Origin of the sequence: Paenibacillus sp. FSL K6-1558, assembly GCF_038002565.1 — a bacterium.
GTDB lineage: Bacteria > Bacillota > Bacilli > Paenibacillales > Paenibacillaceae > Paenibacillus > Paenibacillus polysaccharolyticus.
In genome coordinates this window covers 4,176,635-4,201,088 of the sequence record NZ_JBBOCV010000001.1, presented here as the reverse complement: position 1 = coordinate 4,201,088, position 24,454 = coordinate 4,176,635, and the positions used below count along the sequence as shown (strand labels likewise).

At 47.3% G+C, this 24,454-nt stretch carries 19 protein-coding genes; 6 read left to right on the top strand and 13 right to left on the bottom strand.

Annotated features, from left to right (window positions below; all coding sequences use genetic code 11):
- Nucleotides 1-179 precede the first annotated feature (179 nt).
- The gene (locus tag MHI38_RS18235) at nt 180-785 is read left to right on the top strand and encodes a methyltransferase domain-containing protein (RefSeq protein ID WP_154892046.1); all 606 of its coding nucleotides are present in this window, start codon (nt 180-182) and stop codon (nt 783-785) included.
- A 215-nt stretch (nt 786-1,000) separates the two neighbouring features.
- Here the strand turns inward: MHI38_RS18235 and MHI38_RS18230 are convergent, their stop codons facing one another.
- The 6 genes from MHI38_RS18230 to MHI38_RS18205 form a co-directional block, all read right to left on the bottom strand.
- Nucleotides 1,001-2,137: a glycosyl hydrolase gene (locus MHI38_RS18230; RefSeq protein ID WP_341181497.1), complete on the bottom strand. Its 1,137-nt coding sequence runs from the start codon at nt 2,135-2,137 to the stop codon at nt 1,001-1,003.
- Between the two features lie 18 nt (nt 2,138-2,155).
- On the bottom strand, nt 2,156-4,195 hold the full coding sequence (locus MHI38_RS18225; RefSeq protein WP_341181496.1) for a glycosyl hydrolase: 2,040 nt from the start codon (nt 4,193-4,195) through the stop codon (nt 2,156-2,158).
- 22 nt (nt 4,196-4,217) lie between these two features.
- The gene (locus MHI38_RS18220; RefSeq protein ID WP_341181495.1) at nt 4,218-6,350 is read right to left on the bottom strand and encodes a heparinase II/III family protein; all 2,133 of its coding nucleotides are present in this window, start codon (nt 6,348-6,350) and stop codon (nt 4,218-4,220) included.
- 80 nt (nt 6,351-6,430) lie between these two features.
- Nucleotides 6,431-7,087, bottom strand: coding sequence for an SGNH/GDSL hydrolase family protein (locus MHI38_RS18215; protein WP_341181933.1), 657 nt, complete (start codon nt 7,085-7,087; stop codon nt 6,431-6,433).
- A gap of 145 nt (nt 7,088-7,232) precedes the next feature.
- Nucleotides 7,233-7,562, bottom strand: coding sequence for an AzlD domain-containing protein (locus MHI38_RS18210; protein WP_145334208.1), 330 nt, complete (start codon nt 7,560-7,562; stop codon nt 7,233-7,235).
- Complete coding sequence (locus MHI38_RS18205; RefSeq protein ID WP_145334290.1) at nt 7,553-8,227, bottom strand: AzlC family ABC transporter permease; 675 nt, start codon at nt 8,225-8,227, stop codon at nt 7,553-7,555. Before MHI38_RS18205 ends, MHI38_RS18210 begins: the two co-directional genes overlap by 10 nt.
- Before the next feature lie 238 nt (nt 8,228-8,465).
- Between MHI38_RS18205 and MHI38_RS18200 the strand changes: the two genes are divergently transcribed.
- The 4 genes from MHI38_RS18200 (at nt 8,466) to MHI38_RS18185 (ending at nt 13,471) form a co-directional block, all read left to right on the top strand.
- Nucleotides 8,466-10,466: a methyl-accepting chemotaxis protein gene (locus MHI38_RS18200; protein ID WP_308723029.1), complete on the top strand. Its 2,001-nt coding sequence runs from the start codon at nt 8,466-8,468 to the stop codon at nt 10,464-10,466.
- 854 nt (nt 10,467-11,320) lie between these two features.
- A complete protein-coding gene (locus MHI38_RS18195) occupies nt 11,321-12,001 on the top strand; it encodes an NAD-dependent epimerase/dehydratase family protein (protein ID WP_341181494.1) in 681 nt (226 codons plus the stop codon).
- An 80-nt stretch (nt 12,002-12,081) separates the two neighbouring features.
- Nucleotides 12,082-12,654 (top strand): TetR family transcriptional regulator, encoded by a 573-nt coding sequence (locus MHI38_RS18190; RefSeq protein WP_154892051.1) that lies wholly within the window; start codon nt 12,082-12,084, stop codon nt 12,652-12,654.
- 145 nt (nt 12,655-12,799) lie between these two features.
- Complete coding sequence (locus MHI38_RS18185; RefSeq protein WP_341181493.1) at nt 12,800-13,471, top strand: NAD-dependent epimerase/dehydratase family protein; 672 nt, start codon at nt 12,800-12,802, stop codon at nt 13,469-13,471.
- A gap of 168 nt (nt 13,472-13,639) precedes the next feature.
- Here the strand turns inward: MHI38_RS18185 and MHI38_RS18180 are convergent, their stop codons facing one another.
- Together MHI38_RS18180 and MHI38_RS18175 are read right to left on the bottom strand one after the other, a co-directional pair.
- Nucleotides 13,640-14,890 carry a DUF2087 domain-containing protein gene (locus MHI38_RS18180; RefSeq protein ID WP_341181492.1) on the bottom strand — a complete coding sequence of 417 codons (1,251 nt, stop codon included), beginning with the start codon at nt 14,888-14,890 and terminating at the stop codon, nt 13,640-13,642.
- 306 nt (nt 14,891-15,196) lie between these two features.
- On the bottom strand, nt 15,197-17,140 hold the full coding sequence (locus tag MHI38_RS18175) for a methyl-accepting chemotaxis protein (protein WP_341181491.1): 1,944 nt from the start codon (nt 17,138-17,140) through the stop codon (nt 15,197-15,199).
- 354 nt (nt 17,141-17,494) lie between these two features.
- Here MHI38_RS18175 and MHI38_RS18170 point away from each other — a divergent pair, with 354 nt between their 5' ends.
- Nucleotides 17,495-18,895, top strand: a complete 1,401-nt coding sequence (locus MHI38_RS18170) for a serine hydrolase (protein ID WP_341181490.1) — start codon at nt 17,495-17,497, stop codon at nt 18,893-18,895.
- Nucleotides 18,896-19,190: 295 nt separating this feature from the next.
- Here the strand turns inward: MHI38_RS18170 and MHI38_RS18165 are convergent, their stop codons facing one another.
- The 5 genes from MHI38_RS18165 to MHI38_RS18145 all read right to left on the bottom strand — a co-directional run bounded on the left by MHI38_RS18165 (nt 19,191) and on the right by MHI38_RS18145 (nt 24,376).
- Nucleotides 19,191-20,054, bottom strand: coding sequence for an IS3 family transposase (locus MHI38_RS18165; RefSeq protein ID WP_341181302.1), 864 nt, complete (start codon nt 20,052-20,054; stop codon nt 19,191-19,193).
- Between the two features lie 11 nt (nt 20,055-20,065).
- Nucleotides 20,066-20,383, bottom strand: coding sequence for a transposase (locus tag MHI38_RS18160; RefSeq protein WP_090921784.1), 318 nt, complete (start codon nt 20,381-20,383; stop codon nt 20,066-20,068).
- A gap of 268 nt (nt 20,384-20,651) precedes the next feature.
- Nucleotides 20,652-22,391: a beta-N-acetylhexosaminidase gene (nagZ, locus tag MHI38_RS18155; RefSeq protein WP_341181489.1), complete on the bottom strand. Its 1,740-nt coding sequence runs from the start codon at nt 22,389-22,391 to the stop codon at nt 20,652-20,654.
- A gap of 102 nt (nt 22,392-22,493) precedes the next feature.
- Nucleotides 22,494-23,666, bottom strand: coding sequence for an exo-beta-N-acetylmuramidase NamZ family protein (locus MHI38_RS18150; RefSeq protein WP_341181488.1), 1,173 nt, complete (start codon nt 23,664-23,666; stop codon nt 22,494-22,496).
- The gene (locus tag MHI38_RS18145; RefSeq protein WP_308723037.1) at nt 23,663-24,376 is read right to left on the bottom strand and encodes a hypothetical protein; all 714 of its coding nucleotides are present in this window, start codon (nt 24,374-24,376) and stop codon (nt 23,663-23,665) included. The genes MHI38_RS18150 and MHI38_RS18145 overlap by 4 nt, the downstream gene beginning before the upstream one ends.
- Between the last annotated feature and the right edge of the window lie 78 nt (nt 24,377-24,454).

The following is a 24,454-nucleotide window of genomic DNA, read 5'->3' as shown; positions in this document are numbered from 1 at the left end:
TTTTTTCCTACTCTAATTAATGTCGGCAAGATCTTTCCAGATGTTTAGACTTTCAGGAAATTTTCAGGTAATTATATGGAAAATCATACTATAGTCTCATCTACTCCCGCTGCGCATAACCTGAATATAAGGCTTACCATCTTACGCAACATCATTTTTCAGTATCGGAGGAAATCGGTGTGAATCAGTCATTTAATTACATCCATTATTGGGAGCAGACTTATTCTTCGGGTAAAACGTCGGGCAGTGGTTCATATGGCGTGCTGGCGGAATTCAAAGCCGAGGTGGTCAATGCGTTAATCCAGCGCGAAGGTATTCATCGGGTCATCGAATTCGGCTGCGGAGATGGAAACCAGTTGAAATATATGAACTATGGTGAATACCTGGGCATGGATGTGGCTGCCTCGTCTATAAAACAATGCGCTTCGCTATATGCCAGCGATCCTACCAAAAGCTTCATGGTGTATACACCGGGCCTGTGGGTCAATCGCGGTTTTCTCCAAGCTGATCTGACCGTGTGCCTGGATGTGCTGTATCATATTACAGATGAAACGGATTTTCGGGCTACCTTACGCGATGTTCTCCACACTTCAACTCAATGGGTGGTGCTGTATACAAGGCTGAAGGAGCAAGGAGATTCCGGCGTGAAAACCATCCAGGATCGCAATCTGTTCCACTATCTATTCGATTATCCCGAATTCAAAGTGCATGAGATCATACGCCAGCGATATCCCGAGCAATCCTCTGCCGACTTTGTCATTCTGAGACGTTCGCCAGCGAAGTAAGTTCACTTCCTGAAAATACAGCAGAGAAACAACATAAATAACCGCCCTATGCAGGGCGGTTGGCTAGGCGAATCTTGAAACCTACTGAATTGCATCTTTTCCCCCTTTTTCGCCCCCTGTTACGTCACTTCCCCCTGACGTGCCCCGGCACGCCTGCGGAAACTCCCTTGTTTGGAACGAATTTTCGGAAAATCGGCTTTCTTCAGCATTTTCCGTTAAAATAACCCCTCGTTTCCACGCAACTTCGCCAGCGCTTCCATATAGAAGTAATCGCCGTAAATAATCGGCACATTGATTCCCCGGCCTTCCGGGTAATGTACCGTTCCCTGCATAATCAGCCCTTCTTCCGCTACAGATTCAGCAGGACTGTAGCGCTCGTACAAGCCGCGGACGATGCGCTCTCCCGCGGCAGCGTAGATTTGCCCGCGTGGCGACAGCTTCGCGAGCTCAAGCAGACCGCTCGCGGCAATCGCCGCAGCGGACGAGTCCCACGCCGCCTGATGCTCGGCAGGCGCGCGGAAATCCCACACCGGCACGATGTCTTCGCCAAGCATGGCGAGGAAGAAATCGGCCGCCCGCTCCGCTATCTCCAGATATCGGGCTTCGTCCGTATACCGGAAAGACAGCGCAAACCCGTGCAACGCCCAGGCGGTTCCCCGCGCCCAGGCGGACCCGGGAGCATGGCCTTGGCCGCCATGCTCCCGCAGCTTCTGCCCCGTGTGTGGATCAAACTCCACCACGTGGCAGATGGACCCGTCTGCGCGGACGAATTCGCGCGCCACGGTGTCCGCATGCGCTTCCGCCAGCCATCGGAAGCGAGGATCGCCGCTCTGCTCGGATGCCCAGTAGAGCAGCGGCAGGTTCATCATGCTGTCGATGATGGCAACGCCGCGCGTGTCCATCATCGACGAGCCGAAGTTCCATGCGCGGATGAACTCACCGCGCACGTGAAAGCGGGCAGCGAGCAGATTCGCGGCAAGCATGCCGCGGCGGCGCCCATCCTCGCTGCCCATCTGGCGATAGCTGGCTACGCCACTAAGCAGCCAGATGAAACCCAGATCGTGATCCACCAGGTCTGGATCACGCAGACAATCTTCAAGCTGTCGCTCACAGCTAGCGGCGATATGCCGCAGATCGGCGGCCGCTTCATGCTGCGGATCATTCCGGTACACCAGCCACAACAGTCCGGGCCAGAAACCGGCTGTCCACCATTCCGGATCATTTTTGTCGTACACACCCTGCGGTGAAATATGAGGAAAGGTATCCTGGATTCGTTTTGCATTTCGAATCGTCTTGTGAACCCCTTGCTGCCATGCTTCCTCCAGCCATGTTGCGGATGTTGAGGTATTCATGATCATGTCCTCCTGTTCCTATGTGAGATCGCGTCCCAATCGAATAGTGAATGTCAGTTGCTGTGCATCGTAAACTTCCATCCGCGCTTGCTTGAGCAGCCCGTTGCGTGAAGCCACTTCCTGTGGATTCAGCTGAATCACAGCTTTTGCATCTTGAATTGTCGATTCAACGTATGCTCCCAGGTACGTTGTGCGCACACTGCGCTCCGTATAGGTAATCACAGCCTGCTCCCGACCATCGCTATACATCAGTGGAATCACAGCTCCCACCGCCTCAATCTCACCCTCAAATATATACGTCACCACCAGTTCATCTGCTCGTTGCACATAACGGGTAATGATAGATCGCATCCCAGGTAAAGGCCCCGTCCAGGTAATTTCAAAATCATTCTCCATTGTATTCAACATGGCTTTTTCGGCAGTTTCCCTCTTAGTTTGCTCAGAAGCTTTTCTCGTATCATGCTCAGCAGTGCTCATCACAATATTTGAACCAACTGCTGACACGGTTTCTTGTAGCTCATTATCCGCCGAACTCTCACCCATCCGGGTCGCCATTTTAAATATGATTGAACCGCCACCGTGTGCCGGATCAATTCCCGCATCACGGTCATACTCACTACCCGATGGTATGCCCTCAGCCAGACTATGCCACACCCCATCCGTTGTCTTCCAAGCGGGGCAATAACTCAAAGGCTGCACAACACCTTCAGCAAATTCCGTAAATCCTGGCTGTACATGACTGGCTGCGGACGGGCCTATTAATCCCGGCATACCTGCCTGTTGCACTCGTACCAGCCCCGGGATCGTATACGGGTCATTCAGCGCAGTGTGCAAAACCAACTGCTGGCCTGGCACAGAGGCCAGCACGGTTTCGAACCAGCCATCCGTCTGTAGTACCCTGTTTCCAATCTCGGAAGGGAGATAGGATAGCACAATCCCCTCATCTGAAGCACGAAGACAGGCATGTGCCAGCGCGGCTGCCGTCCACAGATTGTAACAGGTGTGATTGGTGTATACTTCATAACCGTGACGTTTCTCAGGCGCATATTCGTTGCGTACAATCTTCAAACGTCCATCCGGCATCAACCAGCGCTCTACGGCTTCAAAACAACGATTTGCCGCTCGTGCGAACGCCCCGGCCATCACCGAATCCCCAGCCTGCATCGCCAGCTTGGCGTGTACCGAGCAAACATATGCCGCCGCCGCTTCATTCCATTGGTGCTGGGAGCTGCGACCACGCGGCGGTATTTCTCCCAGCGGAGACAACATCAGCAGTGAGCTGAACGCACCATGATTCAACTTCTCTCGTAATGCATCTGCGACTGCCCCTTCATAACCTCCATCAAGCATCACTTCAAGATGATAGCGGGTAGCGATATCATAGGAAAACGGACAATTCGGCTGATCCAGCGGGCCGTCCTGATACAGACCGAGCGGAGTAAAACGTGGCAGATGGTATGCTTCGAGATAACGATCCATCCACGTTGTATCCTCACTCGCAAGATGTTCGCTCCATCGCAGATATTCACCAGAGATCATAATGGCATTCCAGTTAATCATGCGATTGGCATTATTCATCTTACTCATCGTAAATACATAATCGTTCTCGGGATCAATCGTCCGAAGTGCCTCGGCCCAGATGGAGGCCTGATCAGGTCGATGAGATCTAAGCAACATGTATGCCCGCATCATCAGTACAGGAAAAAAATCCGGATGATTGTCCGGCGCACTGCCACTTACCACCGCATCAATACTATGTGACAGAGCTGCCGATGCAGAATCCAGCAGCTCGATGTGCCCAGCATCCACCAATACTGCAGCTGCCATAGCGTAGGCTGGGGTAGAGTAGTACCGTTCCATGCCTGAGTACGGATCGATAATCGCACCGTTATTATCCTGATATTCCGTGTAAGCGCACACAATTCGTCTCACGAGTGCCAGCTTACGCTCCCTGTTCCAGCCATCTGCCGGTGCAGAGCCTGCTTCAGCTACTAATGTGCGATACCTTTCAAGTTCATTTTTCCATGGATATGTCGCTGTGGCTGTATAACGACTCACGTGGACTCACCTCGGTTTCTCCTTAATGGGGTTCAACCATAAAATCAATCTGACATACAATCTCTAGCGGAGCATCGTTGGCGGTTTCGGCATCTTCAACTCGTTCATTCTCGCCCTTTGTCGCTGTAACTTCGTTCCCTTTCCAAACAAGTGATGTACGATAAAATGTAACAGGGACCTGATCATGATCCACGGTATGCACAGCTTCTGTCTGCACCCGCCACAGGACAGCATCATAGTTCATGTACAGATTAGCCTGCGAAGCCTGCCACCGAAGTCTGCCTTCCTTTTCCATTGTCGGACCTACCCGGCTTATCCAGCGCTCAACGACTTGTGCTTCAACATATGGCTCGTTCAACGAAGACTTCGTAGTATCCGCTTCTGTGTCCATCTTCCATTGGAATCTGTCTATAATCCGCAAGGTCGCCATATCTACATGCACACCCGGATCAGAAGGATTCCCCGTACTACAACAACTGCCGCCTCTTTCCTTAACTTCCATAGTCCTATTCATTCCAACACAATCTTGTCCGGCCTTCCAGCTCAGATGACGTGTATATCGGTGTAGTGTTGTTGCTTCGGAATATGCACGCGTCAGGTCGAACAAGGCCTGCATTTCACTTCCATCCGGCTCAAGCCTGAATTCCAGCAACTCGGCTTCAGCCTTTCTACCCGAACGTTGCTCGCACCCTCTGATCAGGGGCACGTTATGCCCGGCAGATGAGATATGAAATAACTGCTCGCGCCCTGGAGCAAAATACGCCTGAGTGTACAACCCTGCTCCAGGGTCACAAAGTATATTTTCGCCACCGCAGTGGATAATCACTTGTCCCAGATCATTATGATTGTGGGGTTCATCATTATGACCGCCTTTAAACGAACATGCCACCTGAACCCACTCCCAGTCTGAACAAGGTTTGCTTGTCTCTCCTTGTACATTCGGCGGCATATGAAGGACATGTTTAGCAACCATCCATTCCAGCTGTTGAAAAATAAACCCTCCATTCGCCCGCTCAGCCGCTTCTCGATGTATACGTTTATATACCACCGGATCGCTCCACATCACGTTCCGTAACAGATGAGCCCAGCGACGACAAGGATCTTCTGTCAGCCGGGGAATACGCAAGGGCAAATCCACTTCCATTCCGAAACGTACAGCTAACAGAGACAGGAGCCCCGAAGGTATCTCTTCATGCTCCGAGCTATCCGAATAATTGATAAATGTACCGCCCGACAGATGGATTCGTAGCGGAAATGCCGCTATCGCCGCTATCTTGGAACCTTGTAACAAGTCCAACGCTCCCTCGGTGTAGTCCAGTAACATCTCGGCATAATAGACGAAATAACCGAAGCCATACACCCAGTACCCCATCCCTTCAGCACAGCCGCCGTCCTCGCCATACCCGCTCAAGAACGCCTTCATACAGTCGATCGTCTGCCTGGTGGACTCCAGCAGCATCGCCTGATCCTCCAGCAATAACAGAGCAGCCATGCCGCAACATCCCCCACAGACAGCAGACCAGTTGTGATCGGCTATCTGCCAGTGATATGCCCTCTTTTCCCTGTATAACGGCGTAAAGATACGTCGCTCCGCCTCTTTACGTATCCGTTCAACAACCAGAGCATCGAGATGATGACGATGAAGTATCACAATCTCCGCAAGCATATGTACCGTCTCTGCGGCGAAGAGGTCGATATTGCCTGCTACCTGCTCCGCCTCTCCCGTTCCCAGATGTGCCGGAAGGCACCACGTATATTCATCACATACCGCCCACAACATCTCTTCGAGAGCATGAACCATATGAGGGGTGCCAGCATCGAGAGCAAGCATGGCAACGGCTGCTAATCTACCGCGCCTTTCGAAGTAAACCTGCTCGTATGCTTTGCGGTCTCCCGCCCTGCCGAACTGTCGAAATAATTGAAATGTCAGAAGAGGTAGCGGTTCTCTTAATGCTTGCTCTCCATACCTTCGTAAATCGGTGAGCATCTCAGCCAACTCGGGCCGGAACAATTTTTCCCGAAGTTCATCAGCCTTGAATCCTGCACCCTCTTGAACATGATTCCGATTGTTAATGTTAAGAAACACTTGCTGGATCTGCTCTTCGTCTGGCCAGTCGAGTACCTCAGATTCATCTACAGCGTATCTTACACGCATTTCATGATGTTCGTTTCCGATTTCGTGATTAGAGCCTTGCAAAGGATTCACCACGCTTCACTAAAGGAATTTAAGATAAGCTACACAATAGCAAGTGGAGATTGCTGCACCACAGACAACCACTGACGAGCAATTAGCTCATGACCTGCCGCAGTAGGATGAACGCCATCCCATAACCAGTATGAAGCATCGGCTTGCTCCAATGCCGCATTGAACGTTTGCTGTAGCGGGACCCACACCGCCCCGAAGTGCTCGGCCATTTCTCGAACCTGTTGCTGGTATTCAGCCATAAGCGTTTCCCAGCCATCCCATTTCTCCAGTGTCGCCCCTGTCTTCAGAATGAAAGGCTCCATCAGTACAAGTCCGGTATTCGGTATAACTTCCCGTGTTTCCTCTAGCAAGTGACGATACGCCCGGGCAAAACGATCTGTATATCCTCTTGGTTCATCATTCATAAAACGCCAAGCATCGTTAACCCCAATCAGGATACTGATCAGATCGGGTTTCAGACTATATGTGTCTTCATTCCAGCGTGCGTACAGATCGGATGCCCGATTTCCGCTAATGCCTCGGTTATAGAACGTTTTTTGCTTGCTCGCCAGTTCCATGCCCAGTCTGCTTGAGATCAGATACGCATACCCGTGACCAAGAACATGATTCAGATCCTCATTCCGTGATCTTCCTCCGTCGGTAATGGAATCCCCTTGAAACAAAATCGTCGATGGACTTGGTTTCATCTTAGACATCGTTCCTTTCGCTCAAAATAGTTGATGAAATCCTTATACTATATCCATGGCACAACAGACTATTTCATGCTGCTTTCTCCATCTTATCCCTTTTAGGTTCATTAGAAAATAGCGTTTTCATCACGATCCTACCTTCCTATCCCATGAGGTAACGTAATATCATCATGGATACAATACCAACCAGCACCGTACCGAGCAGACTGCGTGTCCAGATGGCTACAGCCACTGTGGGCAATGCTGCCCACAAGGCGGCATTTTCTGTAATGGGGACAAGACGATTGCCTGACATAAACAATTCCTGACCAATGAGTGAGGCCATGACAGCAACAGGCACATATTCGAGCCAGCGCATCAGCCACACCGGAATCTGTATTTTACTGAAGAGCATAAGCGGCAATACCCGGGGGATAAACGTGAGTAGTGCCGAGCCCATAATAATCCAGAATACATCCCATCTTACTTCCATCGTTCCATAAACACTCCCATCGTTGCTGCAACCACTGCCGCTATGATAATGCTCAGACTACCTAGTGAAGCCATGCTTGCTAAGATAACACACACGACCGCTATGATTGCTACATTGATATGTATTTTTTTGCTTTTGCGATGTACCAACTGAAGCACGATTAGACCGATAAACATCGCTGGCAACGCATAATCCAGTCCGAAGCGATCAGGGTTTGTAATCCAGCGTCCAAAGTACGCTCCCGCCATGTTCGCGACAAACCAGTTCAAGTACGCCGTAATATTCAGACCGTGCATCCAGCGCTCACTGAGCGTTTTTCTGCCGATTGCACGTGTCATCGCCACACCGAATGACTCATCCGTAAGCAGTGAGCCAATCCACATATTTTTAAGCGGTGTCAGATGTCTGAAATACGGAGATACGGCTGCGCTAAGCAGCAGATGACGCAGATTCACAAAAAATATAGTGAAGATGATCGCTAACGCCGATCCGTTGGAAGCCAGCATCCCTGCTGCGATGAACTGGGCAGAACCTGCATACAAAATCAGGCTCAACAATGCCGTTTCGGCAAAACTGAGACCTGCAGTCATCTCGATGACCCCCGCTGCAAAGCCAATACTTAAGTATCCAAGAAGGGTAGGCACACAATCTCGAACCCCCTGCATAAATGTTGCTTTATCCTGGATTTCCACACTTTTTTCATGTGCAGATAATCTTGGTGCACTTTCATTCAACTCTCGCACAACTCCTCTCTAATTTTAATCACTGTCAGCCGATATATATCGATACATACCATTCTGAATCAGAGATTTGGAATAATGAATGCAGAATTGGTTTGCATTAACTTAGAAATATACCATATTTTATGTCAGTTCGGGAGAGTTGACAGGGGGAGAATGTACTATGAAGAAAGTGAAGCAGCCAAAGGGGAAACGAACGTTACAGATGAGAGAGAAACTGATACTTTCATTTGCTATCGTGCTGCTGATCCCGACGATCAGTTTAGGCATCATTTCATTCCAGACAGCGGCTACCAAGGTCGAAGAAAAAATGTTTGAGAATGCCAACAGTAGCGTGAGTGTACTGAATCAGACCATTGACCAGATTATTGGTGCTACACGTAAAAATGTAGACTTCCTGGCAAGTCAGCTGGATGCTGGTAATGTGGGTCCGGTTCAAGGGGACGAAACGAAAACGATTCGTACCTTACTTGATGCTTACAAAGATACCCACGATGACGTGGAACTTGCTTCCGTCGGAACGGATAAAGGTGTCTATATCAACTCCCCAGTCACCGCTGTAAACAAGCCGGGATATGATCCCCGTGAACGTCCTTGGTTTAAGGCTGCTTCGGAGAACAAAGACGTGCCTACTGTAATCACACCTTACATCTCAAGCAATACAGGTAACGTAGTTGCTTCGGTCGCTCAGACGACCGGTGACGGTCATGGTGTTGTTTCGGTCAGCCTTTCCCTTGAAGCTCTTTCCCAGACGGTAAATTCCACGAAAATCGGGCAAAGAGGATATATCTATATTATTGATAATGCAAATAAAATCATCGTGCATCCAACCGAAAAACCAGGTACTGAAGGTACGATGGAACCCTATAAACAAATTTTTGATCAAAAGAATGGTGATCTGCAGTATACGTTGAACGGAAAAAGCGAGCATGCCTTCTTCGTAACCAATGAAACGACAGGCTGGACAGTTGTCGGTGTTATCGATAACGACGAAGTTACGGAAACCGTCCGTCCAATCCTGTACACTACCCTGATTGTTATTGCGATTGCTGTAGTTATCAGCTCCATCATTATTTTTTGGATTGTACAAGCCATTACGAGACCGCTCAATCGACTTGTCAAAGCTTCCAACGAAATCAGCGATGGAAATCTGACCATTGAGGTTGCTGTGCACGGTCAGGATGAATTTGGCAAACTCAGCAACAGCTTTAACAAAATGAGTCAATCTTTACGAACCGTCATTCAGGATGTGCGTAATACAGCTGACGAGCTTACAACATCTTCTGCACAGCTTGCGATCAATTCATCGGAGACAACCAAAGCTACAGAGCAAGTGGCCCTCATTACAGAACAGTCCGCAGCTGGCATTGAAAAGCAGGCAAACAGCCTGAAACATACCGCACAACAGATGAATGAACTTGCCGGAGGGGTTGGACAAGTAACCAACAGTACACAGCAAGTATCCGAAGCTGCAATGCAAGCAAGCGAACTCGCGCAACAAGGGAACTCGACGATCAAAACGGCTGTATCGGAGATGGGCTCCATCCAGCATTTTGTGCAAGGTATCGCAGAAACTGCGACACGGCTGGATCAGCATTCCAGCTCTATCGGTGAGATGGTCTCTGTCATTACGGATATCGCAGCCCAAACCAACCTGCTTGCGCTAAATGCCTCCATTGAAGCAGCTCGTGCAGGCGAGCATGGACGCGGATTCTCCGTTGTAGCAAGTGAAGTCCGCAAACTGGCCGAGCAGTCCAGCGAATCCGGTCAGAAGATCGTGGAGATGGTCGCATCCATTCAGCAAGAAATCTCCAGGGCTAATGAGAATGTTCGTCTGGGACAAAAAGATGTAGACAGCGGCATCCGAGCTGTACAATTTGCCGATGATGCATTTGTACAGATTAGCGAGGCTGTTGGGGTGGTTAATCAGCAGCTTGAAAATATCGCAGCAGCATCAGAAGAGATGTCTGCCAGCACAGCAGAAGTGGTTCAGTCTATCGACCACATTCATACCATCTCGGAAACCAATGCCGATGGCACAGAGAATATCTCCGCTGCGACGGAAGAGCAAGTGGCGTCCATGCAGGAAATCTCATCCTCTGCCGATTCCCTTGCGCATCTGGCTAATAAGCTGCAGAAGCTGGTGGAGCAATTCAAGCTGTAATGGACAACCAACGCAAATCTTTCGCCATTTGGCGAGCATTTTAGAGCACATCAACTTAAAAAGTCCCTTTGCCGACTCTACAGCAAAGGGATTTTTTTTCATTTAGGATAGTCATACATACTCACTCACTACTTACTTTCCACTTGCTTGCTTACTAACTTATCAAAAAGGCTAAATCACAATATTCCGCCCAGAAGTGACTGCCCTGCATCGCCTGATCTAGCTGGATAATTTTCTAACGATCTCAGGGAAGCTTATATAGTAAAAATAAAGAGAAAATGGACGGATATCGTGTGTTTTAGTGAAATAAGGTTTCTGGTGATCGTTACATTTCTAGAAAACCAGTCATGTATTATGATACTTAATGAAGCGCAAAATCTACGTAAAGACGGTCCTAATCCATCTATCGGTTACATGAATCGGGATCGTCTTTTGTAATCGAAGTCCTTCAGCACCTCTTTGGTTGTTGACAATAACTGAACGTTCATTTAATATAGGCTCGTGAGACATAATAGATGAAAAAAGAACCAAGCTAATTCGATTTCACAATCCGGTTGAATAATGACGTTAAAAATAGCTAAGCGGCTAATCTTGTGAATGTAAATAAACTACAATTTAAAAGGAATTTGAGCTCATATTCTACTGAGCTGGGGATGCCATTAGTCAATAATGGCATTTATTCTTCTAATAATTAAATAAACATTCATTTAATTAATAGTCTGGAAGTGAATATAGAACGACGTTCATAATAGCCAAAATGACTTCCTCATCGTTTAAATCTATGCATATGTAGAGGACATTAAAAATAGGAATAAGCATTTCCCTCTAACGAGAGTCAGCTTTTTAAAGAAAGGATGGCAGCAATGAAGGTGATTTTATATGGTGTAACGGGTATGATGGGTCAGTCAGCATTAAGAGAAAGTTTACGCGATCCAGAGGTGGAACAAATATTAGCGATTGTACGTAAACCAACAACTAACCAACATGTCAAATATCAAGAAATTGTGTTACCGGATATTTCTGATCTCTCCTCAATTCAGGAAAAAGTGATGGGATATGATGCATGCCTTTATTTAATTGGTGTTTCATCAGCTGATGTGTCGGAGGCTGACTATATCCATATCACCTATGAAATGACAATAAAAGTAGCCTCTCAATTAATCAGACTCAATCCTGATATGAAAATGATTTATATTACGGGAATGGGAGCAGATAGTACGGAGCAAGGAAAAAAAATGTGGGCTCGCATAGAAGGAAAAACGGAAAATGCGTTACTTCGCCTGCCTTTCAAAGGAGCGTATATGTTACGCCCGTTAGTTATTTTACCTATGCATGGTGTTCGTTCAAAAGTAACACTTCATCGTATCCTATACAATGTATTAAAACCTTTGAATCCGTTGTTAAAACGAATGAAGTCAGTTATAACATCTGAACAATTAGGTCAGGTTATTTTACATTTAGCCAAAACAGGAACAACAAAAGAAGTGTTGGAGAAAGAACAGTTAAAAGAAATGGCGTTATCGATTCAAAGATAAGATGTATTAGAAACTTAGCACACAAAAAACCGTTGACCGTTGCCGTTGACAATAACCGAACGTTCATTTAATATAAATTCATGAGACATAAAGATGAAAAAAAGAACCAAGCTATTTTTGATTCTACAATCCAGTTGATTAATGAAGTTGGATTCTCCGATCTCTCCATGTCAAAAATAGCGAAGCGAGCTCACCTTTCTCCTGCTACTATTTATACTTATTACGAAAATAAAGAAGATTTGCTAGTCAAACTGTATCTGGATGTAAAGGAAAAGTTGAGCAGAAGTATGTTGCATGGTATTCATGAAGAATTGGATACTAAAGAAATCTGCTATATCTTCATGAAGAACTCATTAGAATTCATGATGGAAAACAAAGATTGGTTTCTTTTCTTAGAACAGTTTACAGCATCACCATTTATGAACAAGTTATGTATGGCTGATACTGCTCCCATGTTTGAAAACTTGTACCGTTATTTTGAACGAGGGATTAGCAATGGCTCTTTAAAAAATGCGAAAGCGGAATTAATTATCTCATATTGTTATTTCCCTATTGTTCAGCTTGCAAAGGAATATTATGAAGGAATGTACACTACAATTGAAAAGGAATTTGAGCTCATATTTTCACTGAGCTGGGATGCCATTAGTCAATAATGGCATTTATTATGTTTTTTAATTAAACGATCATTCATTTAACTAATGATAAGAAAGTTAATATAGAAAGAACGTTGAAGTTTCTTAATATCCACAGTGATTTCTTCTAAAGAGAGTCCGTTTTTTCAAAGAAAGGATGGTAGCAATGAAGGTGATTATATATGGTGTAACAGGTATGATCGGTCAGTTAGCATTAAGAGAAAGTTTACGTGATCCAGAGGTTGAACATGTATTAGCAATTGTACGTAAACCAACAACCAACCAACATGAGAAATATCAAGAAATAGTGTTACCAGATATTTCGGATCTTTCTCAAATTCAGGATAAAGTAACGGGATATGATGCTTGTTTTTATTTAATTGGTGTTAGATCAGCTGGTATGTCAGAGGCTGACTATATTCATATCACCTATGAATTGACGATAAAAGCAGCCTCTCAATTAGTCAAACTTAATCCCGATATGAAAATGATTTATATTACGGGAATGGGAGTAGATAGTACGGAGCAAGGACCAGAACTATGGGCCTGTGTAGAAGGAAAAACGGAAAATGCGTTACTTCGCCTACCTTTCAAAGGAGCATATATGTTACGTCCATTAGTTATCTTACCCATGCACGGTGTTCGTTCAAAAACAGCACTTTATCGTATCCTATCCAATGTATTAAAACCTTTGCATCCGTTGCTAAAACGAATGAAGTGGGCTATAACATCTGAACAATTGGGTCAGGTTATTGTACATTTAGCCAAAACCGGAACAACTAAAGAAGTGGTAGAAAATGAAAAGTTAAAAGAAATGGCGTTATCCATTCAAAAATAAGATGTGTTAGAAAATTGAACTAACGAAGGCCCTATTGGATTGCATCTGTTACGCTAATCTGCCCGTTAGGTGCTAATCGCCTGGTCATGAAGCAGGAGAATCTAGTTATTTTCCAAAATTAAAATGTTAAGTTCGTAGTGTTCAATACTGAAAGTGAACTCTATTTACCTACTGATTCGATGGTTTTGGCTCCCCGTGGTATCCACGATCCCCGTAAGGCTCCAGCTTCTCAAACCAGCTTTCCAAACATTTGGCCAGCGCGTCCTTCGGATCGGCGTAGGGATTGTCATCCTTTTTCATGACTTCTAATACCTCAATCGTAAATGCACTCTCACCGTATTCATTCCACTCTGCCTGTAAACGTCGATTTAGATGGCTCCCCATCTGCAGCATAAATTGCTGTCCGTTAATGGTCTTCAGATTAGGCGTGCTGTCGATGTACACTTTACCGTTTCGCTCATTCCGAATTTGATAAACGCCTGCTTCTGTTTTGACTTCTTTGGCTTGCTCTTGTAACTCTTTGCGTCGATTCATGCTCTTCTCTCCTTTACCTGCTCTTTCTTCTGGAACTTGCTGTTCCATGGTTAGGGATTCAGCTGAGTTATCTGTTAATTTGGCTGATGATCCTTTCGGCTGTTTCCCGTCGCCTCTACCGTTACCTTGTTCCTCTTCTACACTACCCAGCCAGTACTGGCTTCCATCCTCCTTTCGCTCTAACAGACCGTAATCCACCAGATATCTCCGAATCTCAACATAGTCAGCATGTACCTTCTCCAAGAGTGTGTTCACTTGTTTTTCGGTGTACTGACGCCGGGGTTCAAAACGTTTGGCAATCTCTGTGAGCACGATATACTTATGTTTTTGCTGCATATGGAACGTAGTCATTGGGCCGCTTGTGCCTTCGGGAAAGTAGCTGCGTAACACTTGTTCCCGTTCCTCTTCGGATATATCAAAGGAATGCTGATGAATCGTATGACCTTGTTTCATAATCGGCGACACCCATGTTGCCGGAGCATGCAGGTCTTTATTTTTCAACAGTTCCATTAACGCCAGAAATATTTTGGCCTGCCTCTCTTTTTCCTTCAAAACGAATCGATGGTTTCGAATGGTAGACGCACTGCCGATGCCCAGAGCCTGTTGCACTTCTGCATCCTTTTTCCCTTCATAGAACTGGGCCAGCAGACCTCGCTGTACATCCGACAATCCGGTCACACTTTTATCCAGCTCCAGCAAATATTCAAATACCGAACCGTGGACCTTCTCAATATGAACACGCATGTAACGAACCGCATCATAGAGCACGCCTTCGTCAGGGTAAACTATTCCCGGTTCTGTTGTAAAACCGCAACAAATACAGAAATAGGCCGTTCCTTCCTCCACATATCCGCGTTTGATCTCTTCGAGAGATGCTGTCTGCAATCTTGAATCCGAGGCTTTCATCCTTCGCCGTCCTTTCTATAATTCATCTAATGTATTTTGATTTGTGAGTTATTTGGAGTCCCAAGTTAATTCTGTATTGATTCATACGGGAAATTAATTTATATCAATTCCACTCGGTTTATTTGTTTGTTTATTTATAGATATAATATAATTTTGTTTGTTCATTGTCAAACTAAAGAGATAGATTAGATATTTCACTCATAATCCAATCTCCCGCAAAAAAGAAAAAAAGACTGCCGGTTCATTACTCCGACAGTCTTCAAACCCACTTTCATACTCTCTTCGTTACAATTTGAATCGTTCGATCATGCTCTGCAGATCCTCTGCCATGCGAGACAAAGCCGCTGAAGATGCCGCAACCTCCTCCATTGTAGCAAGCTGCTCCTGAGCAGCCGCCGATCCATCCTCGGTTCCCGCAGCAATCCGGTTAGAGAGAACCATCGTTTCGTTTACAGCTTTGTTCACATGTCCCATTCCTTGATCGATCTGACGGGAAGCTGTAGCTGCCTCCTCGGCCTGGGACGCAACGGTTCGAACCGCATCACGAATCGTCTGGAAGGCTTCTCCGGCCTCTGCAATCATCTGCGAGCTTTTCACCATACCTTCACCTGTACGGGCAAAGGTAGACTGAACAGCATGAGTCTTCTCATGCATCTCGCGCATTAGATCATTAATCCGCTCTGCAGAAGCGCCTGAGCTGTTCGCAAGCATTTTCACTTCGTTCGCAACCACAGCAAATCCCAGGCCATGCTCGCCTGCTCTCGAAGCCTCAATGGAAGCATTCAGTGCCAGAATGTTCGTCTGCTTGGCGATGGCTGTAATCTCCGCTACAATCTCCAGAATTTCATCGTTTTTCGCTCGCAGATCTTCGATGACAGCCTCCATATCCTTGCTCTCATCATTCACCTGCTGAATATGGGACACGGCCTGCTGCATCGTGACCATACCCGCTTCCGATTTGGAGGATGCTTCAATGGCAATACGTTCTGCATCTCCGGCTCTTGCAGAAATCTCCTTCACACCAAGTGACATCTCACCGACAAGTTGCTCTGTCGCTGCAAGACTTTCATTCTGCATCGTTGTTCCTGCAGCTGCATCTTGCATCAACTCCGCTACTTGCTCCGTTGCTTTTGAGGTCTGCTCAGAACTTGCCATCAACTCTTCCGATGATGCCGCCAGCTGACTCGATGTATCATGTACTTCGCCAAGTACATGACGCAGTGAATTCGTCATGGTATCAAAGCTTTCTCCAAGCTGACCGAACTCATCCTTGCGCCGCAGGCCTACACGAACCGTCAGGTCCCCTGCACTTACTTGAGAAGCAGCTTGGGTTAACTGTTGCAATGGACGGTGAATGCTACGGATAATAAAGATCAGCAGCACAATCCCCACCATAACCGCTACGCCGACAAGAGTGATTGCTCGGATCATAATAGGTTGCACGGACTCCGCCGCTTCGGAGGGAATCATCTCGCCGACAATTTTCCAACCCGTTGCCGTATTTGTGTAAAATACAGCCTCCATCGGTTGACCATCATATGTATACTTCACGGTTCCCTGATCTTTCGTATACATCTCGTTGATGTAACTTTGATCAGACTGAGTACCGGATTCAATCTTGTAATGGAATAAAAATTTCCCGCCATTATCCAGCATATACAGTTTCCCTGCTTTACCGATATGGATCTGATCCACTGTCTCCTTCAAATGATTCAAGCTTACATTGGCTCCAAAAACACCTTGTCCGTCTGCTAGCTTGGCCGCTGCTGTCACCACCCATTCCCCAGTCGTTGCGGACTGGAAAGTATCCGAGATGACTGGCTCAGATTGTGATAGAGCCATCTTATACCATGTGCGTTCACGAGGATCATAAATCTGGTTGCCGGGATCAGGGGATTTCATCCAACTTCCATCCTCCGCTCCAGCCGTAAGCACCCCGAGTTCTTTATGGTTTTTGGACATCCGATCCATCTGAGCTTGAAGCGCAGGTGACTTGTTAATAATGTCTTCGGATGTAATACCCGATGCCATCTGTGCAGCGTTATCCTTCTCCATATTGAGCATCTGATCAATCTGCAGACTAAGCATTTCCGTTTTGGCCTGTGCAGAACGAGTAATCTCCATTTTAACCTGATCTGCTGCCTTAAGATAAGCAAGCCACCCTACACTAAGGCTGGGTACAATCAGGAACAAAAGGAATGCGGCAATCAGCCGTTTTTTTACCGTCAACGTAAACCATGATTGAAACCTCCCCTTCACTTTATGCCCTGTTTGAGGCTTTTTTTGAAGTCTTTTTTGAAGTCTTTTTTGAAGCCCTTTTCTCATTATCTATCTATCTCCCATCATTAAGTTCAACTCTTTTTATCGGAAAGTTCGCCGCGAAACATTATGTATCCATACTAAATAATCGCAATTTTAATGATCTGATCCTATTACTTAGATATACTCTCTTTTTGACCCCCTTGTTGGGATCGTTTACAATATTTATATAATGGATTATTAAGAAACACTTGGAAGGAGAGGGTTCAAATCTTACGCAAGTTTCACACGCAACAACCTGTATCTAGCAGTGGTTATTCATCCATGCTTCGTATTCTATTCGCAATCATTCTATGCGCAGGCCCGGTATTCGGGCTGTTTAACAACCCTACGGTTTCTGCAGCGCAGACTACACAAGCCGTGCATATTGAAGTCAACGGAGAGCCGCAATTCTGGAACAACGCTCCGCTTATTCTAAAAGGTACAACGTTCGTTCCCTTACGAGATGTAGTCCAATCTGTTAAAGGGGATCTGAAGTGGGATGCTCGTACCAACACAGCTACAATCACCGTTGGAAGGGACACACTGGTGCATCAAGCCGGAAGTAGATCCATTAAAGTAAACCAGGTATCTCTGGCTTCTCCAGTGAATTCACGCACCATTAACGGCACATTAATGATTCCTGTCCGGACCCTGGCGAATGCTTTGAAGGCTGATATTCAAGTCCAGCGAACGCTCTCAGGCCAGATGAATGTTGGTATAACGACTGACCAGGTCAGCGTGTTAAATCCTGAAGTGGCTAGCGTAGACACATATCTGCGCGAGATCAACTATCCGGGGATGGCTCTGATTGCACGAGACGGCGAAGTCTTGCTCAAACAGGGTTATGGTCTTGCTGACGAACAGACCATGAATCGTCCGGACCAAAAGACCCGTATCGCCTCCTTGAGCAAGTCATTCACTGCGGCTTCCATTTTGAGTCTCGCAGAAGCAGGCAAGTTGGATGTTCAAGATCCAATCTCCACCTATATTTCTGGCATCCCGAAGGGAGAACAGATTACCCTGCATATGTTACTGTCCCAAACGTCGGGTCTGCCGTCGGCCTTCGGTCGCGGGGAAGGGGATACACTTGAAAAAACGGTAGAAGAGATTCGCCACAAAACGTTGAAGTTCGAACCCGGCAGTGCCTACCTGTACAGCAATAGCGGCTATGTATTGCTTGCGTACGTTGTGGAGCAGGTATCTGGCATGAGCTATGCAGACTATGTGCAACAAACCATTCTGGGGCCGCTCGGCATGCAAGATTCGGGAGAAGCATCGCGCAAAGTGCATACGAACAGTGGATTTGTCCAGCAAGGAAAAGGATGGGCATCTGCACCTTACTATGTTTCACAATCCGGGTCAGGTACGATCTACTCTACCGTGGATGATCTGCTGAAATGGGATCGGGCACTATACACTGACCAGATTTTAAATCAGGAAACGATTGAAACGATGTATGAGCCCTATTCCAATAAAAATTACGGCTATGCCTGGATTCTCAAGGAAAACGGAACAAAACGCACCGTCTTCCACAATGGAAGCGGAGGTGGGTTTTCCACAGCATTTTCACGCAATCTATCCGATGATATTACCATTATCCTGCTCGGCAATCATGCAGGCATGGATATGACCACACTGCTAAGTGATATAGAGACACGAACGGCCAAAGCCTTGCAATTGTGATGGTCGCTTGAAGCATCATAACGTAGCCGCACGAAGCCACCAATTCAGCGAGGTTGAAAGTTTGAGGTTGGTGTTTTGCATTTTGGTTAGTGGTTGTTCTCTGATTGGTGTTGGCGGTTCGGGGTTAGAGTTAGGTAAAATTGAAGATTACGGTTTGGGGTGAGGTCTGGGTTGGCTACACACTCTTCACCCACCCCCTGTTTATTCTAACGATCTCAGATGAGCTTATTTGAGCGATAATCACCCTTCAGAAATTGTAACGATCACCCTGGACCAATGTCAAGAAAGTAGACACTTACGCGACGGATTTGTCCGTAAACTTCTTCGCAAAACGAGTAGGGGAAAGATAACCTAGCGCACCATGCATTCGCTTGCGGTTGTAATAGAACTCAATGTACTGGTAAATGGCGTTATACGCCTCTTCTGGATTCTTAAAACGAGGGTTACAGTAAATGAGTTCCTTCTTCAAAATACTGTGCCAAGACTCGATACATGCGTTATCGTAACAGTTTCCTCGGCGGCTCATACTGAGCTCCATACCATACGATTTCAGTTGCTCCACGTATTCTTTTGACGTGTACTGTGAGCCACGATCCGAGTGATGGAGCAATCCTGGAGCGGGGCGTTTGGCCTGGTAAGCATCTTTCAATGCATCTAACACCAAGCTCGTTTCCATATGGTTGTACAGGCGCCAGCCCACAATCTCACGCGTACACAAATCCAGAACACTGGCGAGATATAACCGGCCTCCACGGCAGGGAATGTAGGTGATATCGGTGACCCATGCAGTGTTCGGTTTGGACGTTTGAAATTGCTGGTTCAGCGTATTGGGTGCAATGGGATGATGATGGTTAGAATCCGTGGTCTGGACACGATACCGAGGACTGTGCACGGAACGAAGATTCATTTGACGCATGTATATACTGACGGTACGGGAAGAAATTTTGTATCCTTCCAGATGGAGCGCATACGTAATTTTCGGACTCCCACACCGCTTCTGGTGGTCGTAGAAATGAAACCGAATACGCTTCATGATTTCAGTTCTCCGGCGCTGTTGCTTACTGGTTAGATCCATCCGCCACTTGTAATATCCGCTCCGTGACACGTGTAACAGAGTGCACATCTTCTCCAAAGAAAACAGGGAGCGATGGTCTTCCACAAACTGAAATCTTAATTCTTTGGTTTGCTGAAGATGTGCACTGCTTTTTTTACAATAGCCAGTTCCTCTTGCGTGTCCGCAAGCGTATGCTCTTTCTCTTGAAGTAACCGGCGCATTTCTTTAAGCTCTGCTTCCAGTTCTTTCACTCGATCTACGCTAGCTACGGGCTCATGTTTAAGTTCACGATACTTGCCCATCCACTGGTGTAATGTACTTTTTGGAATGTTGAGTTCTTCTGCCAAGTCTCCGAGTGTCTTGGTCTGTTCTTGAATAAATTTTACCGTTTGTTTCTTGAATTCTTCATTGTATCGTTGCCGTTGTTCTCCCATGTGGACACACCTCCGTTAGCCTTATTATCCTTCCGTCCGTTAACGGGTGTCCACTTTTTATTCTAGCTCCACTGCATGTACAATAATTAGAGTATGCAACACGCAAAGGGACGAGGCATGAACAGCCTCGTCCCTTTTGTTATTCTCATACATCGTTTGTTATTCCGGCTGTGTGACGAGACACCAGCTCATCCCTCATATCCTTAAAAGTTCAGTTTCAGCTACGTCAAGTCCCGTCAGATTGCGTCATATATAGAATTGCATCTATTTATTCAATCGTGACAGGAAGCTCGCCCTTGAACGGGATCTGTCCCATCATCGCTTTCGCTGCACTACTCATCGCGAGAGGCCGACTCTCATATGCCGCGATATAAGTCTGCACATCCGGCAACTTCTGTAGGTCGTACGGACTGCGAAGTGCGGTTACAGCCAGCGGTTTGCCAAGTTGCTGAAGCCAGCCGATCAACCGGCATTGCGGGTCACCGGAAGGGCTGCCTGCATTATAAGTGCCGATCACGATCTGCCCAACATCCACCGCTTCTGCGGCTTGAAGCAAACGAGCCGAGGATAGCGCAATTTCATCCGCCGCTACCCTCATATCCACCACTTCCAGACCTTGAGCTGACAAAGCCGCTCCGAGCGTTGCCCCTCCATCCAACTGTTCATCCGCAATACTTGTCACTTCTGCGGCAACCGTAATGACAAGTGTTCGCTCTTGTTTTAGCGGCAACATATGCTGTGCATCCCGAATTAATGTAATGCTCTTCTCACTGATTCGCTGAGCTACCTCCTGATGCAGTGGACTATTACGTTGAAACGGAACTGCAACTGGCTGATTTACATTCATGGAATTTATGGAATTGTGAACAACCGCCGGGGTCGCATGGATATCATCCACACCAGATATCCCGCTCATACTGACAGACATCTCCACTGCCGTGTCGCTCTCCAGCCCCATCTCCACATTCATCAGCCCACGCTTCATTTTATATGTCAGCAGACGTTTAACAGATTCATCAATCCGCCGCTCACTGATACGTCCACTCTTCACCGCATTCATCAATGCTTCAAAAGCTTCCACCTGTAACTGTGCCGTATGACTGATCAGTACCATATCTGCTCCAGCTTCAACCGCCATCACTGCCGCATCGACCGTGCCGTAGTGAGTAGCGATCGCCTTCATCTCCATACAGTCGGTCAAGATCATACCCTCATATCCAAGCTCCTTACGGAGCAGTCCGGTCAAAACAGAATGGGATAATGTCACCGGCAGACGTTCTGGCTCCAGTGCCGGAAAATAGATGTGAGCAGACATCATTGCGTCTACACCCTCTGTAATAGCTGCACGAAATGGCACAAGCTCTACCTGATCCACCCTTGTTCTGTCATGTGTAATCACAGGAAGATCCAGATGGGAATCCGTATCCGTATCTCCGTGGCCGGGAAAATGTTTGGCGGTTGCAGCTATACCGGCTTGCTGAAATCCAGCAATGGATGCCGCACCGAAGTCAGCTACCTTTTCCGCGGATTCCCCGAAGGAACGCACGCCAATGACCGGGTTGCTCGCATTGTTGTTCACGTCGAGTACGGGTGCAAAATTCATGTTGATGCCCATCGATTGTAACTCCGCTCCACTGATCCGTGCCGCTGCATGAGCATCTTGCACCGATCCGGCCGCAGCAATGGCCATCTGTCCAGGCATAAGTGCAATCCCCTCTGTAATTCGAGCCACCATGCCGCCTTCCTGGTCAATAGCAATCCAGAGAGGTACATTGCCACTTGCTTGCGCAATGTTCTGCAAACCGCCGGATAGCCGCTCTACCTGCTCAGGCGAAACCACATTCCTTGCAAAATAAACGATACCGCCAATCGGGTAATCTCCAAGCAGCTTCTCTATCCCGCCTTCCGGCTCTGTTCCATGAAATCCGCATAACAGCATCTGCCCGATCTTATCCCTTAAGCTCATCTGCCCGATTCTTTGCTTCACCCTGTCCTTCAAGCTACGCATTGCGTATCCTCCTCCCATGAACCTCAAACCCTCGCGCCTAAGAGCAGCATCCCTGTCTAACCATGCTACTCTTCATTCACCTCTACCTGCCTATTAAGTCCGTCATTCATCGTATAGTAAATAGGGTCTGCGGCGTTCCTGCCACATCTTCTCCTGCTCACGCCAATTAGCCATTAAACGAAATAAGCCACGACCGTTTCCAATGGTCTCGCGAACCTTTTCCCCTCCAGTAAGTAAATCAATAAAATATCGGGAGCCCTTACGTGGAGGTTCAAGCCACTTAAACTGTTCGGGGTATCGAACGGCGATCTCATGCAAAAGCAACAAACCTGTTTCAACGGAACGGAATTGCTTTTCTTCTGTGACAAAAAGCCTCACACCCTCACATCGTTCTCCAGCGTGTTTGGAAAAGGCTGGTGTCATATACACCGGGTGAAAATGTACCCCGCCCAATCCATGAGACTGCATCGCATCTGCCAGCTGTTGCCCATTAATCCACGGGGCACCCAGCCATTCAAATGGCCTCGTCGTGCCTCGACCTTCCGATACATTCGTACCTTCCAATAGACACGTTCCCGCATAAGCACGCACGGTATCTACCGTTGGCATATTGGGCGAAGGCATCATCCAGGGGAGCCCCGTCTCCGTAAAAGTCATGTATCGCCGCCAGCCCTCCATCGCTATGACCTCTAACTCACAGGGCACATGATGCTCGGCGTTGACAAGCAAAGCCAGTTCCCCAATCGTCATACCGGTACGAATCGATGTAGCCCAGGCTCCCACGAAGGATTCAAACCCGTGCTTGAGTAAACCGCCTTCCACCTCCACACCGCCAAGCGGATTGGGGCGGTCCAGCACCAGTAGACGTTTACCCGCTTCGCCACACGCCTCCATCATCTCAATTAACGTCGAAGCATACGTATAATACCTCACACCTACATCCTGGATATCAAAAAGAACCGTATCCACATCAGCCAGCATGTAAGGCTGCGGCTTTTTATGTACGCCGTACAAGCTGTATACCGGAATGTCATAACGGGGGTGTTCCGAGTCTGAAAAAGGAATACCCGCCTGCAGCTCACCAGATAGCCCATGCTCACATGCAAACAAGGCCGTCAACTTGGCATCCACTAAGCCTGCACATACATCCACCGTGGAGACAAAGTCTGCGGTGATGCCCGTCGGATTGGTTACCAAACCGATTCGTGCACCATCGGTTAACCATGGATGTGCAGCTCCATCGGCCAGCACATCCACTCCTGTTTTCACTCTCATGACACATGCCCCTCACTGGCCCAACCGGCTTGCTGATGATCATTACCACGAGACAAGGCAGGCTCCTCTTCAGGTTCAATCAGATTATATGTGGCCTTATGCTGATAGACGGCAAACATGCCTGCAAACAACGCCCCGAATCCCACAACTGTCAGCATAAGCAGTGCGCTAAGGCACACCACTTGGAAACAGGCCGCAATCGTATACCCCGGATAACGGAAGAACAACTTCACACTCTCTCCCATCGCCTGCAGGAAGCCCATTCCTTTTTGCAACATAAGCTGCCAAGTGTAGAACTGTGAGATGAACGCCAAGATGACAAAAAACGTCTGAAACATGCCTACTGCCATGCCCGTCATGTTGCCTTTCCCTCCGTAATACCACCAGGTTGACCAGAGGATGAAACCGAGCAGTGCAAACAACAGCCCCGTTACACCGCCCGGAAGCAGCCCCTTCAACGTACCTTCCCATATATCACGCAGCGCGTTTCGGCGCTCTTTCCGCTCCAGCCGATGATGCACTGCGTAACAGACACCGAACAAGAGCGGCATATAGATGATGGCAAGTAGCAGCACGGCCACCGGTATCGGCGCAAACATGAGAATCGGAATGAGCAGCACGGAGCTGCCCACACTGAACAGCGCCACCGGAATAATATCCCGGTAGATCTCTACCCCTGACTTGACCACCACTTCGCTCAGTTTACGCATAAAAGCTCTCCTCCCTGTAATTTGTGAAAGCCGTTATTCGTTAAGAGTTTGATTACGCTCTCCATCATGACGGATCTT

Bases quoted from the DNA above. Each gene is read 5' to 3' on its own strand.
- MHI38_RS18230 (WP_341181497.1), bottom strand. From the start codon at position 2,137: ATGAATACCTCAACATCCGCAACATGGCTGGAGGAAGCATGGCAGCAA.
- MHI38_RS18220 (WP_341181495.1), bottom strand. From the start codon at position 6,350: ATGCGTGTAAGATACGCTGTAGATGAATCTGAGGTACTCGACTGGCCA.
- MHI38_RS18215 (WP_341181933.1), bottom strand. From the start codon at position 7,087: ATGAAACCAAGTCCATCGACGATTTTGTTTCAAGGGGATTCCATTACC.
- MHI38_RS18210 (WP_145334208.1), bottom strand. From the start codon at position 7,562: ATGGAAGTAAGATGGGATGTATTCTGGATTATTATGGGCTCGGCACTA.
- MHI38_RS18205 (WP_145334290.1), bottom strand. From the start codon at position 8,227: ATGCAGGGGGTTCGAGATTGTGTGCCTACCCTTCTTGGATACTTAAGT.
- MHI38_RS18200 (WP_308723029.1), top strand. From the start codon at position 8,466: ATGAAGAAAGTGAAGCAGCCAAAGGGGAAACGAACGTTACAGATGAGA.
- MHI38_RS18195 (WP_341181494.1), top strand. From the start codon at position 11,321: ATGGCAGCAATGAAGGTGATTTTATATGGTGTAACGGGTATGATGGGT.
- MHI38_RS18190 (WP_154892051.1), top strand. From the start codon at position 12,082: ATGAGACATAAAGATGAAAAAAAGAACCAAGCTATTTTTGATTCTACA.
- MHI38_RS18185 (WP_341181493.1), top strand. From the start codon at position 12,800: ATGAAGGTGATTATATATGGTGTAACAGGTATGATCGGTCAGTTAGCA.
- MHI38_RS18170 (WP_341181490.1), top strand. From the start codon at position 17,495: ATGCTTCGTATTCTATTCGCAATCATTCTATGCGCAGGCCCGGTATTC.
- MHI38_RS18160 (WP_090921784.1), bottom strand. From the start codon at position 20,383: ATGGGAGAACAACGGCAACGATACAATGAAGAATTCAAGAAACAAACG.
- nagZ (WP_341181489.1), bottom strand. From the start codon at position 22,391: ATGCGTAGCTTGAAGGACAGGGTGAAGCAAAGAATCGGGCAGATGAGC.
- MHI38_RS18150 (WP_341181488.1), bottom strand. From the start codon at position 23,666: ATGAGAGTGAAAACAGGAGTGGATGTGCTGGCCGATGGAGCTGCACAT.
- MHI38_RS18145 (WP_308723037.1), bottom strand. From the start codon at position 24,376: ATGCGTAAACTGAGCGAAGTGGTGGTCAAGTCAGGGGTAGAGATCTAC.